At 69.8% G+C, this 12,882-nt stretch carries 13 protein-coding genes; 11 read left to right on the top strand and 2 right to left on the bottom strand.

The window, feature by feature from the left end; all coding sequences use genetic code 11:
- Position 1 precedes the first annotated feature (1 nt).
- From AB7I40_RS02290 to ilvA, 4 genes are read left to right on the top strand one after another with little or no spacing between them, the layout of a single operon-like run.
- Positions 2 to 1,162: a cystathionine gamma-synthase gene (locus AB7I40_RS02290; RefSeq protein WP_428343421.1), complete on the top strand. Its 1,161-nt coding sequence runs from the start codon at positions 2 to 4 to the stop codon at positions 1,160 to 1,162.
- A complete protein-coding gene (locus tag AB7I40_RS02285) occupies positions 1,162 to 2,556 on the top strand; it encodes a glutamate mutase L (RefSeq protein WP_428343420.1) in 1,395 nt (464 codons plus the stop codon). The genes AB7I40_RS02290 and AB7I40_RS02285 overlap by 1 nt, the downstream gene beginning before the upstream one ends.
- A 10-nt stretch (positions 2,557 to 2,566) precedes the next feature.
- Positions 2,567 to 3,937: an AI-2E family transporter gene (locus AB7I40_RS02280; RefSeq protein WP_428343419.1), complete on the top strand. Its 1,371-nt coding sequence runs from the start codon at positions 2,567 to 2,569 to the stop codon at positions 3,935 to 3,937.
- Positions 3,934 to 5,160, top strand: coding sequence for a threonine ammonia-lyase (gene ilvA, locus AB7I40_RS02275; RefSeq protein ID WP_428343418.1), 1,227 nt, complete (start codon positions 3,934 to 3,936; stop codon positions 5,158 to 5,160). The genes AB7I40_RS02280 and ilvA overlap by 4 nt, the downstream gene beginning before the upstream one ends.
- Here the strand turns inward: ilvA and greA are convergent.
- A complete protein-coding gene (gene greA / locus AB7I40_RS02270; protein WP_428343417.1) occupies positions 5,148 to 5,654 on the bottom strand; it encodes a transcription elongation factor GreA in 507 nt (168 codons plus the stop codon). The two genes, ilvA and greA, sit on opposite strands and share 13 nt — an antisense overlap.
- Before the next feature lie 178 nt (positions 5,655 to 5,832).
- Positions 5,833 to 6,243, bottom strand: coding sequence for a DUF4307 domain-containing protein (locus AB7I40_RS02265; protein ID WP_428343416.1), 411 nt, complete (start codon positions 6,241 to 6,243; stop codon positions 5,833 to 5,835).
- A 37-nt stretch (positions 6,244 to 6,280) separates the two neighbouring features.
- Here AB7I40_RS02265 and mca point away from each other — a divergent pair, with 37 nt between their 5' ends.
- The 7 genes from mca (at position 6,281) to AB7I40_RS02230 (ending at position 12,877) form a co-directional block, all read left to right on the top strand.
- Positions 6,281 to 7,159 carry a mycothiol conjugate amidase Mca gene (mca, locus tag AB7I40_RS02260; protein WP_428343415.1) on the top strand — a complete coding sequence of 293 codons (879 nt, stop codon included), beginning with the start codon at positions 6,281 to 6,283 and terminating at the stop codon, positions 7,157 to 7,159.
- A gap of 12 nt (positions 7,160 to 7,171) precedes the next feature.
- Positions 7,172 to 7,432: a hypothetical protein gene (locus tag AB7I40_RS02255; protein ID WP_428343414.1), complete on the top strand. Its 261-nt coding sequence runs from the start codon at positions 7,172 to 7,174 to the stop codon at positions 7,430 to 7,432.
- 74 nt (positions 7,433 to 7,506) lie between these two features.
- Positions 7,507 to 8,079 (top strand): DUF5134 domain-containing protein, encoded by a 573-nt coding sequence (locus AB7I40_RS02250; protein WP_428343413.1) that lies wholly within the window; start codon positions 7,507 to 7,509, stop codon positions 8,077 to 8,079.
- Positions 8,080 to 8,161: 82 nt separating this feature from the next.
- Positions 8,162 to 9,067: an FAD binding domain-containing protein gene (locus tag AB7I40_RS02245; protein ID WP_428343412.1), complete on the top strand. Its 906-nt coding sequence runs from the start codon at positions 8,162 to 8,164 to the stop codon at positions 9,065 to 9,067.
- 1 nt (position 9,068) lies between these two features.
- Entirely contained in the window at positions 9,069 to 9,572 is a 504-nt protein-coding gene (locus AB7I40_RS02240) for a (2Fe-2S)-binding protein (protein WP_428343411.1), read from the top strand.
- Complete coding sequence (locus tag AB7I40_RS02235; RefSeq protein ID WP_428343410.1) at positions 9,569 to 11,977, top strand: aerobic carbon-monoxide dehydrogenase large subunit; 2,409 nt, start codon at positions 9,569 to 9,571, stop codon at positions 11,975 to 11,977. Before AB7I40_RS02240 ends, AB7I40_RS02235 begins: the two co-directional genes overlap by 4 nt.
- 9 nt (positions 11,978 to 11,986) lie before the next feature.
- Positions 11,987 to 12,877, top strand: a complete 891-nt coding sequence (locus AB7I40_RS02230; protein ID WP_428343409.1) for an XdhC family protein — start codon at positions 11,987 to 11,989, stop codon at positions 12,875 to 12,877.
- Positions 12,878 to 12,882 lie beyond the last annotated feature (5 nt).

Raw genomic sequence — 12,882 nt, 5'->3', positions numbered from 1 at the left:
GGTGACTCAACAGCACCGGAACAAGTCAGGCTTCGAAACGCGGGCCATCCACGCCGGCTACGAGCCGGACGCCGCCACTGGAGCGGTCATCCCGCCCATCTACGCCACCAGCACCTACAAGCAGGACGGTGTCGGCGGCCTGCGTGGAGGCTATGAGTACAGCCGCTCCGCCAACCCGACGCGCACCGCACTGGAAGGCAACATCGCCGCCCTCGAGGAGGGCGAGCGGGGCTTCGCCTTCGCATCCGGACTGGCGGCCGAGGACACGTTGGTGCGTTCCGTGTGCCGTCCCGGGGATCACGCAGTGATCCCTGACGACGCCTACGGCGGGACGTATCGGCTCTTCGAGAAGGTCGAGAAGGTGTGGGGGCTGGAACACAGCCCGGCTCCGGTCTCGGACCTGGAGGCCGTGCGTGCTGCCATCCGCCCCGGCCAGACGAAGCTGGTCTGGGTGGAGACCCCGACCAACCCGATGCTCAACATCGGCGACATCGAAGCCCTGGCGGCGATCGCCCATGACGCGGGGGCCCTGTTGATCGTGGACAACACCTTCGCCTCGCCCTACCTCCAACAGCCGCTCACCCTCGGCGCCGACGTGGTCATCCACTCGACGACCAAGTACTGCGGCGGGCACTCCGACGTCGTCGGCGGTGCCTTGGTGGTGCGTGACCTCGCGCTCGCCGAGAAGGTGGCCTTCCACCAGAACGCCATCGGGGCCGTCGCGGGACCCTTCGACGCGTGGCTGACGTTGCGCGGGCTGCGCACCCTCGCGCTGCGCATGGACCGGCACTGTGACAACGCCGAGAAGGTGGTCGACTTCCTCGCCGGGCATCCCAAGGTCGCCCAGGTGATCTACCCCGGCCTGGCCGAGCACCCGGGGCACGAGATCGCGTCGCGACAGATGAAGCGCTACGGCGGCATCGTGTCGTTCCGGGTCACCGGCGGTGAGCAGCACGCCCTGGACGTCTGCGACGCCACCGAGGTGTTCACCCTGGGCGAGTCCCTGGGCGGGGTGGAGTCGCTCATCGAGCATCCCGGCCGGATGACCCACGCCAGCGTGGCCGGGACCGACCTCGAGGTGCCCGCCGACCTGATCCGCCTCAGTGTCGGGATCGAGACCGCCGAGGACCTGATCGGCGACCTCGAGCGGGCCCTGGGCTGATGAGCTCGCCGGGGTCGACCTCCGCGGTCGCGATCTGTGTCGACTTCGGATCGACGTTCACCAAGGCCTCCCTGGTCGACCTGGAGGCTGGCAGCATCGTCGCCGCCGCAAGCCACCGCACCACCATCGACACCGACGTCCTCGAGGGGTACGACGCCTGCCTGGCGCTGCTGACCGCGCACGACCCTCGCGCCGGTGACGCACCGGTCCTGGCCTGCTCGTCGGCCGGTGGCGGGCTGCGGATCGCGGTCGTCGGCAACGAGGCCCTGGTCACCGCCGAGGCCGGCCGTCGGGTCGCGTTGAGCAGCGGAGGCAAGGTCGTCCTGGTCAGTTCGGGCGAGATGGACGCTGCACGCTTCGACGCCCTCCGCTCGGCGGCTCCGGACGTGGTGCTGCTGGTGGGCGGCACGGACGGCGGCAACAGCGAGGTCCTGCTGGCCGACGCGCGCTTCCTGGCCGACGCCGGCTGGGCCGGTCCTGTCGTGGTGGCCGGCAACGTCGACGCGCAGTCCGGGGTCGCCGAGGCGTTCGGGTCGTCAGGCACGCCCTACGTGCTCGCCGACAACGTCGTGCCCAAGATCGGCGTGCTGGCCCCGGACTCGGCCCGGGCCGCCATCCGCGAGATGTTCCTGGTGCACGTCATCGGCGGCAAGCACCTGAGCGAGCGGGCCGACTTCGCGGCCATGGTGCGCGGCGCGACCCCCGACGTCGTGCTCAGTGGCGTGGAGCTTCTCTCCCGCGGCCTCGGCGAGGACCGGCCCGGTGCCGGCGACGTCGTCGTCGTGGACGTCGGAGGTGCCACCACCGATGTGCACTCGGTCATCGAGGTGGATCCCGAGGACGGCTCGGTGGACGCCGGGGGTCTCTCACGCGAGGTGGTGGCGACGACGCCGGTGACCCGGACGGTGGAGGGTGATCTGGGCATGCGCTGGTCGGCGGTGTCGACGGTGACCGCGATGGGCGGGGACGAGGCCCTGATGGCCGCGGCGGTACGGCGGCAGGAGGACCCGTCCTACCTCCCGGACAGTGACGCCGAGCTGGACCTGGACGAGGCCATCGCCGCCGGTGCGGTGGGGCTCGCCCTGCGCCGCCATGCTGGCCGTTCGCGCGTGGTCCTGGGTCCTGATGGCCGGGTGGTCGAGCGCAGTGGCAAGGACCTGCGCGAGGTGGACCTGATGGTCGGCTCGGGAGGGGTGCTGCGCAACGGACGGGACGGGGTCGCCCAGCGCGTGCTCGGGCCCTCGACGGGGGCCGACTTCGAGGACGGCTGGCAGCTCCCTCGCTCGCCGGTCGTGGTGGTCGACACCGACTACGTCCTCGCGGCCGCCGGGTTGCTGGCGTCGGTGCATCCCGACGCGGCGTACCGCCTCACCCGACGCCTCGGGGATGGGTAGCCTGTCGCACGTGAGCAACGATGCCGCCGAGACCGAGCCAGAAGCTGTCCGGGAGCCGGAACCGGAGCACGGTCAGGCCGGGCAGCCGTCTCGGAGCTCGGCTCGCAAGTCGCGTCGTCAGCGCGAGGCGGACGGGCTCTCGGAGAGGCTGACCGCACAGTTCGCCCACCAGTGGGCCCAGGTCCGAGCCGAGCGCCGCATCGAGCCGGCGCCCATCACCGGTGGACGCTCCAACTTCAGGCCGGCCCAGGTGCCGTGGGGCGTCGACCTGGCCGCTGCCTGGGCCTGGCGGGTCATCGTCATCGCAGCCGCCGGCTACGGGCTCCTCTGGTTGCTGTCCTACTTGGCCGTGATCACGCTGCCGGTGATCGTCGCCCTGTTGATCTCCGCACTGGTGGGCCCGATCGTCGACCGGTTCGCCGCCGTCGGGGTGCCGCGCGGCATCTCTGCGGCGTTCGTCGTCGTCGGCGGCATCGCGTTCGTGGCGGCCCTGCTGACCTTCGCCGGACAGCAGGTCGCCAATGGTGCCTCCGACCTCGCCGACCAGGTGGTGGCCGGGCTGGGCGAGGTCAAGAACTGGCTGCGTGACGGTCCGCTGCATGCCAGTGACTCCCAGATCAACCAGTGGATCGACCAGGCGCAGACCTCCATCACCGAGCGGAGCCAGGACGGCGAGATCGTCAAGCAGGTGACCGAGGTGGGCACTGCCCTGACCCACGTCCTCGCGGGCTTCTTCATCGTGCTGTTCTCGACGTACTTCTTCCTCTCCGACGGTGCCCGGATCTGGTCCTGGGTGGTGCGGTTGGCCCCGCGCGCCGCCCGCGAGAAGGTGGACTCCTCGGGCCGGGTCGCGTGGACCTCGTTGACCAGCTTCGTGCGGGCCACGGTCCTGGTCGCGCTCACCGATGCCATCGGCGTCATGGTGGTCGCGGCTGTGCTGGGGGTGCCGTTCGTGCTGGCCATCGGAGTCCTGGTGTTCCTCGGTGCCTTCGTGCCCATGCTCGGCGCCCTGGTCGCAGGCACGGTCGCCGTTCTGGTCGCGCTGGTCGACCAGGGGCCGCTGACCGCCCTGTTCATGCTGATCGGTGTCGTGGTGGTCCAGCAGATCGAGAGCCACGTGCTGCAGCCCTTCCTGATGGGCCGGTTCGTGTCGGTGCACCCGCTCGGCGTGATCCTGGCCATCGGCTGCGGTGTGCTCATCGCCGGCGTTGCCGGCGCCCTGATCGCGGTGCCGATCGCGGCCGCGCTCAACGCGGTGACGCAGCATCTGGCGTCGTTCACCGAGGTCGGGGACGATCCGGAGGAGGAGCTGGATGAGGATCTGGCACGAGATCCTCAGACGAGATCAACCAGCAGGACTGAGCAAGGAGGCACACCATGACTGATCAGGTGACCCTGGCCGAGATCCAGGAGGCCCGGCTGCTCCTGGACGGGGTGTCGATCCGGACGCCCATGGAGGGCAGTCGCCAGCTCTCGGAGATGGTCGGCGGCCCGGTCTACCTCAAGTGCGAGAACCTCCAACGCACCGGCTCGTTCAAGATCCGGGGCGCCTACACCCGGATCGCCCGGCTGTCCCCTGAAGAGCGGGCCCGCGGCGTGGTCGCGGCCTCGGCCGGCAACCACGCGCAGGGTGTGGCGCTGGCCGCCCAGATGCTCGGCATCAAGGCCACCGTCTTCATGCCCGAAGGTGCCCCGATCCCCAAGGAGCGGGCCACGCGCGGCTACGGCGCCCACGTGATCTTCCACGGCCGCTACCTCGAGGACGCCCTCGTCGCGGCCAGCGCCTACGCGGCCGAGACCGGTGCGGTCCTGATCCATCCCTTCAACCACCTCGACGTGGTGCGGGGTCAGGGCACCTGCGGCCTCGAGATCGTGGAGCAGGCACCCCAGGTGGAGACCGTGCTGGTGCCCTGTGGCGGAGGGGGGCTGCTCGCCGGCATCGCGATCGCCGTCAAGGCCCTCAAACCGGGGGTGCGCGTCATCGGGGTGCAGGCCGAGGGGGCGGCGGCGTTCCCACCGTCGCTGGCCTCGGGTGCGCCGATCAAGCTCGAGTCCATGCACACCATGGCCGACGGGATCGCCGTCGGGCTCCCGGGGGAGATCACCTTCCGCGCCGTTCAGGACCACGTCGATGAGATCCTGACGGTGTCGGAGGAGTCGCTGTCGCAGGCCCTGGTCGCGGTCATGGAACGCGCCAAGCAGGTCGTCGAGCCGGCTGGCGCCGCCGCGGTCGCAGCCATCCTGGAGGACCCGACCCGGTTCAGCACCCCGGCGGTCGCGGTCCTGTCGGGCGGCAACGTGGACCCCCTGCTGATCGGGAAGGTGATCCGGCACGGCATGGCGGCGGCTGGGCGTTACCTGCAGATGCGGGTCTGCATCCCCGACCTGCCCGGAGGGCTGGTCGGTCTGCTCACCGAGGTCGCCGACGCGGGCGCCAACATCCTCGAGGTCGCCCACGAGCGCACCTCACCCGAGCTGCACCTCGACGAGGTCGAGGTCAACCTGCAGATGGAGACGCGCAGCACCGAGCACGCCGAGCTGCTGATGGGGCGACTACGTGACCGTGGCTACCGGGTCGTCGGATCCGGCGCTCACCCGGCGTAGGGCACGGCCGCGACGACCTCGACCTGCATGGACTTGCCGTTGGGGGCCGTGTAGGTGACGGTGTCGCCGACCCGGGCGTGCAGGATCGCTGCTCCCAGTGGTGACTGGGGGGAGAACACCTCGAGCGAGTCGTCCTCGATCTCGCGGGCGCCCAGCAGGAACGTCTCGGTCTCGTCGTCGCCGACGAAGCGGTAGGTGACCTTCATGCCGGGTGAGACGGTGCCGTCTGCGTCGGGAGCGCCACCCACCTCGGCGCGGCGCAGCATGTCCTCAAGCTGGCGGATGCGGGCCTCCTGCTTGCCCTGCTCCTCCTTGGCGGCGTGGTAGCCACCGTTCTCCTTCAGGTCGCCCTCGTCGCGGGCGGCGGAGATGCGGTCGATGACCTCTTGACGCAACGGACCCCTCAGGTTGTCCAGTTCCGCCTGGAGCTTGTCGAACGCCTCCTGGGTCAGCCAGATGGTGTCCTGCCCCGTGACCGGGTCGCTCGTCGTCATGTGCTACTCCTGCCGCTCGATCCACGGGTACGACGGTGTCGGACCCGCTTGGACTGTGGTGCATCCCGCCGCTGGGGGCGTGTTCGTGCTGTTCACGCGGGCGCTGCCTCGTGCAGGCCTGGCCATCCGGGATGAATCAAGAGGGCGAGCCTACCAAGAAGGCGGGCGCCCACACCGATCACCGTGGGTGCACCTGCTCCGCCGTGGTGCAGCCCAGCTCACCCACGGAGGTGGCCCGGCGCTCCGTGCGCACCGAGACCTCCATCAGGCCGCCGTTCCGATCGATGTCGTCAGGGCCAGGGACGCCGAAGGACAGTTCCCCCACCACGGTGTGGTCGGCCGCGAACGCGCGCACCGTGCAGGTGCCGACCACGTCCGGGTCGCTGATCCGGATGTCGACCTTGGCCGTGGCCTCGTGCTCGCTGACGACGTCGAACCCGACGAGCTCGGAGCGGACCTCGGGGGTGGAGAACGACCACGCCGACCAGGCCAGCCAGGCAAGGAACGCGACGCCCAGGGCGGCGGAGATCACGACGGCGGAGCGGACCCCACGTCGGGAGGTGCCGTAGCGGTCCGCAAGGTCAGTCACCTGATCATCGTCCCAGACGCCCCCATAGACTTCACACATGGTCAACCGCTCCGGCCTCAGGCTGATGCACGTCCACGCGCACCCCGACGACGAGTCCAGCAAGGGTGCGGCCACCACGGTGAAGTACGTCAACGAAGGGGTCGACGTCCACGTCGTCACCTGCACCGGCGGGGAGCGGGGCTCGGTGCTGAACCCCAAGATGGACCGGCCCGACGTGCTGGAGAACATGACCGAGATCCGCCGGGCCGAGATGGAGCGCGCACGCGACATCCTCGGCGTCCGCCAGGACTGGCTCGGCTTCGTCGACTCCGGCTGGCCGGAGGGCGATCCCAAGCCGCCGCTGCCGGAGGGCTGCTTCGCGCTGGTGCCGCTCGAGGAGGCTGCTGCTCCGCTGGTGCGGTTGATCCGGGAGTTCCGGCCGCACGTGGTCACGACCTATGACGAGAACGGCGGCTACCCGCACCCGGACCACATCATGTGCCACCTGGTCTCGGTGCATGCCTTCGAGGCGGCCGGTGACCCGGAGCGCTACCCGGACGCCGGCGACCCCTGGCAGCCGCTCAAGCTCTACTACCACCACTCGTTCAACCGCCCCCGGACCGTCGCGATCAGCGAGGCCATGGAGGCAGCAGGCCTGGAGTCGCCGTGGAAGGAACGACTGGAGAAGTGGGAGCCCAACCCCGAGCATGACAACCGGATCACGACCCGGGTGCCGTGCGGTGAGTACTTCCCCGAGCGCGATCGCGCCCTGCTGGCCCACGCGACCCAGATCGATCCCGACGGCTTCTGGTTCGCAACGCCCATGGAGCTCCAGCAGGAGGTCTGGCCGACCGAGGACTACGAGCTGGTGGTCACCCACGTGGACTCCCCGACGCCGGAGGACGACCTCTTCGCCGGCATCGCCGAGGCGACCTGAGACACTGGTGGCATGACAACGCTGGTCACCACCGTGTTCGCCGTCCTCGCCGACGACGGGCTCAAGGACGAGGACATCACGGCGGGTTGGACCGCGTTCGCGATCTTCATCCTGCTCGGGCTCGCCGTCGCCTTCCTGGGCTGGAGCCTGACCCGCCAGCTGCGCAAGGCCCAGCGGGCGAAGGACACAGGGGTCTACGGCGACGAGCCTGTGGAGCCGACGGATCCGGCCGAGCAGGCCCCACCGGGACCCACGGTCTCCACGGAGAAGTGAACGAGGGGCGCGAGTCCTAAGCAAACCCTGAGGTCGACGTTGACGGCCGCCAGGTGCAGGTCGATGCTCGGCGGATGGCCGGTCTGCTCGCCACCTGCATGGTGGCCGTCATCGCCTACTGCGTGGCGCGGTCCTTCATCCCGGCGCTCCAGTCGCCGGGTCACCGCCCTGAGGTGGACCTGTGGCACGTGGCCATGGGCTGGGCGATGGTCCTCATGCTGCTCATCCCGGTGACCCAGCTCGTCTCGGTGCTGTGGCTGGTCGTCTTCGTCGTCGGCCTGGTCGTCGCCCTGACCCGGCTCGGCCGTGAGGCCTCGAGCGCGGCGTACGCGGGAGTGGGGATGGGCTGTGCGGCGATGGTGGTGATGCTGCTGCCGGCGGCCACGGCCTCGGCCTCCGCCGAGCCGGCCCACGATCACCTGCATCATCATCAGCAGGCCGCGGCGCCGTCCGGGTCGATGGGTGGCTCCTGGGTCAACGTGCCCACGGTCGTCGTGGCGGTGGTGTTCGCCGGCCTGCTGCTGTTGCTCGTGGCCAGACTGCTGCAGACCACCAGGCGCTCCGGACCACGAGCCCGTCGGGTGGATGCGCTGTGCGAGGCGACGATGGCCGTCGCCATGGGCTACATGCTGCTCTCGATGAGCTAATCAACAAACCGCTTAGGCAGCCGTTGACGCACCCCGCCCGCGGGGCTGAGAGTGCTGTGATCACCGTCACAGGGAGGCTCCAGTGCAGGTCCCCGCACCATTCGAGTACGAACGTGCCACCAGCGTCGATCACGCGATCAGCCTGTTGGAGAGGCTGGGAGACGAGGCCCGGCTCGTCGCCGGCGGTCACAGCCTCATCCCGATGATGAAGCTCAGGCTTGCCAACCTCGAGTACGTCATCGACATCAACGACCTCCACGACGAGCTCGGCTACGTCCGGGTCGGCACCGACGAGGTCCGGATCGGGGCCATGACCCGGCATCGTGAGCTGCTGGAGTCGCCCGAGCTGGCCGCCCTCTTCCCGATCTTCGCCGACGCCGAACGGGTGATCGCCGACCCGGTGGTCCGCAACCGGGGGACCATCGGAGGGTCGCTGTGCCAGGCCGACCCTTCGGAGGACCTGACGGCCGTGTGCACCACGCTGGACGCGAGCTGTGTGATCCGCAGCTCGAGCGGGGAACGCGTGGTGTCGATGGCCGACTTCCACCGTGGACCCTACGAGACGGCGGTGGAGCAGGGGCAGATGCTCACCGAGATCCGCATCCCCGTGCGCCCGGGCGGATCCAGCGCCTACGCCAAGGTGGAGCGGCGGGCCGGTGACTGGGCGGTGACCTCGGTCGGTTCCGCGGTCTGGATGGACGGACCGCTGATCTCAGACGCCCGGGTCGGTCTGGCCGCGGTCGGCCCGAACACCACGGGCATCCCGGCCATCTCGCAGGCGCTGCGCGGCCAGTCCCCGTCCGAGGAGCTGTATGCACGTGCCGGTGAGATCGCGGCCCAGAGCTGTGCCCCGATCTCCGACAACCGGGGCACCGCCGACTACAAACGGCATCTCGCCGACGAACTGACCAGACGCACGTTGCGCACGTCCGTCGAACGAATCCAGGCCGGCATCGCAGGCGACCAGTCGCACGAGAGGAACAGCTGACATGCAGGTGACCATGAGCGTCAACGGCGAGAGCGTGACGCGTGAGATCGAGGGCCGGATGCTGCTGGTGCACTTCCTGCGCGACGAGCTGGGGCTCACCGGGACCCACTGGGGGTGCGACACCAGCAACTGTGGCACCTGTGTGGCCTGGATGGACGGGGAGCCGGTGAAGACCTGCACGGTGCTGGCTGCGATGGCAGGCGGTCGGGAGGTCCGCACGGTCGAGGGGCTGGAGGTCGACAACGTGCTGGACCCGGTGCAGGAGGGCTTCATGCGCTGCCACGGACTGCAATGCGGCTTCTGTACGCCGGGGATGCTGATGACGGCGCGGGCACTGCTCGACCGGGATCCCGATCCCAGTGAGGACACGATCCGCGAGGCCATCTCGGGGCAGATCTGCCGGTGCACCGGCTACACCACGATCGTCCGCTCCGTGCAGTGGGCTGCTGCGCACGAGGCGTCCTGCCGGGCCGCCGAGGCCGAGTCCGTCGGGAGTGAGTCATGACCACCCTGGACGACGGTGTGGCGGCCACGCAGGAGGACCTCGAGCACGCCGACAACGACCAGCACCCGGTCGGCCACGGCCGGATGCTGCGCAAGGAGGACCCGCGCTTCATCCGTGGCATGGGCAAGTACGTCGACGACATCCAGCTCAAGGGCATGCTGCACCTCGCGATCCTGCGCTCCCCGGTGGCCCACGCCACCATCGTCAGCATCGACGTGAGCGCTGCCCAGGCCCACCCCAAGGTGAAGGCGGTCATCACCGGGGCCGATCTGGCCGAGAAGGGCCTGGCCTGGATGCCGACCCTGTCCAACGACGTCCAGGCGGTCCTGGCCACCGACAAGGTGCGCTTCCAGGGCCAGGAGGTCGCGTTCGTGGTGGCCGAGGATCGCTACTCCGCACGCGACGCCCTTGAGCTGATCGACGTGGAGTACGACATGCTCCAGCCCGTGATCGACGTACGCCAGGCGCTCGCGCCGGACGCCCCGGTGATCCGGACCGACCTCGAGGGCAAGAGCGACAACCACTGCTTCGACTGGGAGACCGGTGACGAGGCAGCGACCGAGGCGGTCTTCGCCAGCGCCGACGTGGTCGTGACCGAGGACATCGTCTATCCACGCGTGCACCCGGCGCCGATGGAGACCTGCGGCTGCGTGGCCGACTACGAGCGGGTCAGCGGCCAGCTCACCCTGTGGACCACGAGTCAGGCGCCCCACGCCCACCGCACCGTCTACGCCCTTGTGTCCGGACTGCCCGAGCACAAGATCCGGGTGATCGCTCCCGACATCGGCGGCGGGTTCGGCAACAAGGTGCCGATCTATCCGGGCTACGTCTGCGCGATCGTGGCCTCGCTGGTGATCGGCAAGCCGGTCAAGTGGGTGGAGGACCGCACCGAGAACCTCGTCTCCACCGGCTTCGCGCGCGACTACGTGATGCGTGGCGAGATCGCGGCCACCAAGGAGGGCAAGATCCTCGCCATCCGGACCAACGTGCTGGCCGACCACGGCGCCTTCAACGGCACCGCGGCTCCGATCAAGTATCCGGCCGGCTTCTTCGGGGTCTTCACCGGCAGCTACGACCTGGAGGCCGCCTACTGCAAGATGACGGCCGTCTACACCAACAAGGCGCCCGGCGGCGTCGCCTACGCGTGCTCCTTCCGGATCACCGAGGCCGTCTACCTCGTCGAGCGGATCGTCGACTGCCTTGCCTACGACCTGAAGATGGACCCGGTCGAACTGCGTCGCAAGAATTTCATCCAGCCCGAGCAGTTCCCCTACACCACCAAGACGGGCTGGGTCTACGACTCGGGGGAGTACGAACGCGCCTTGGACCTCGCACTCGAGATGGCCGGCTACGAGGACCTCCGGCGCGAGCAGGAGGAGAAGCGCGCCAAGGGTGAGCTGATGGGCATCGGTGTCGCGTTCTTCACCGAGGCCGTGGGTGCCGGTCCCCGCAAGGACATGGACATCCTCGGTCTGGGCATGGCCGACGGCTGTGAGCTTCGGGTGCACCCCACCGGCAAGGCCGTCGTACGCGTGTCGTGCATGAGCCAGGGGCAGGGCCACGAGACCACGTTCGCGCAGATCATCGCCGAGGAGATCGGGATCCCCCCGGCCGACATCCAGGTGATCAACGGCGACACCGACCAGACCCCGTTCGGCCTCGGCACCTACGGGAGTCGTTCGACGCCGGTCTCGGGGGCGGCAGCCGCGCTGGTGGCGCGCAAGGTGCGCGACAAGGCCCAGATCATCGCCTCAGGGATGCTCGAGGTGTCCGTGGCCGACCTGGAGTGGCAGAAGGGCTCCTTCCACGTGAAGGGGGATCCGAGCAGGACGGTCACGATCCAGGACATCGCCATGCGCGCCCACGGCGCCGGTGACCTGCCCCAGGGGGTGGAGGGCGGGCTGGAGGCCCAGATCTGCTACAACCCCGAGAACCTCACCTACCCGTTCGGTGCCTACATCTGCGTGGTCGACATCGACCCGGGCACGGCCGCGGTCAAGGTACGGCGCTTCATCGCGGTCGACGACTGCGGCACCCGTATCAACCCGATGATCATCGAGGGTCAGGTGCACGGTGGCCTCACCGACGGCGTGGGCATGGCGCTGATGGAGATGATCGCCTTCGACGAGGACGGCAACTGCCTGGGTGGATCCCTGATGGACTACCTGATCCCCACCGCCCTGGAGGTGCCGCACTGGGAGACCGGACACACGGTGACACCGTCGCCGCACCACCCGATCGGCGCCAAAGGCGTGGGCGAATCGGCCACGGTGGGGTCGCCGCCAGCGGTGGTGAACGCGGTCATCGACGCCCTGAAGCCGTTCGGCATCCGCCACGCCGACATGCCGCTGACGCCGTCGCGGGTGTGGGACGCCATGCAGGGCCGACCCATGCCGCCGATCTGAGGAGGGCACGTGACGACAGCGACGATCTCGGCACGGGTCGAGGAGCTGACCCGCTCCGGGGTGGCGTTCGTCCAGGCGACCGTGGTGCGCGCCCAGGAGCCCAGTTCGGCCCGCCCCGGGGACCGGGCGATCATCCTGGCCGACGGCTCCATCGAGGGCTTCGTGGGCGGGCACTGTGCTGCGGGATCGGTGCGCACCGCGGCCCTGGGTGCTTTGGGGACCGGGGAGAGCCTGCTGCTGCGGGTCCTCCCGGACGGCGGCGACGGGTTCCCTGATTCGCCGGGTGCGAGCATCGTGGTCAACCCGTGCCTGTCCGGAGGAGCGTTGGAGATCTATCTCGAGCCCTTGCTGCCCTCTCCGTTGCTCCATCTCGTCGGCAGCTCGCCCACCGCGGAGGCGGTGGCCGCGCTGGCGCCCGCACTCGGCTTCGTCGTCGAACGCGCCCCGGACACGGCCGTCCCGCGGGGCGCGACGGCCGCGCTGGTGTCCAGTCAGGGCGGTGACGAGGTCCGGGCGATCCGGGCTGCCCTCGACGCAGGTGTGGGCTTCGTGGGCGTGGTGTGCAGCCGCACCCGGGGCGCAGCCCTGCTCGCCGAGCTCGACCTGACCGAAGGCGAACGCGCCCGCGTGCATCCGCACGTCGGCATCGACATCGGTGCGCGCACGGCCCCGGAGGTGGGGCTCTCGATCATGGCCGCGATCGTGCGTAGCATCCGGCTCGAGGGCTTGCAGCCGGCTGACCTCCGCGAGCCGCCGGCCCAGGCGGCACAGGCAGTGGACCCGGTGTGCGGGATGACGGTCACCATCGGGCCGGACACCGCCCACGCGGTGGTCGACGGCGTCGAGCACTGGTTCTGCATGTCCGGCTGCCGCGACCGCTTCCTGGCGACCGGTCCGTGAGGCTG

The sequence above is a fragment of the Nocardioides sp. genome (assembly GCF_050246775.1).
Classification (GTDB): domain Bacteria; phylum Actinomycetota; class Actinomycetes; order Propionibacteriales; family Nocardioidaceae; genus Nocardioides.
The sequence above is the reverse complement of the archived record's forward strand: the minus strand, read 5'-3'. Positions and strand labels throughout refer to the sequence as shown.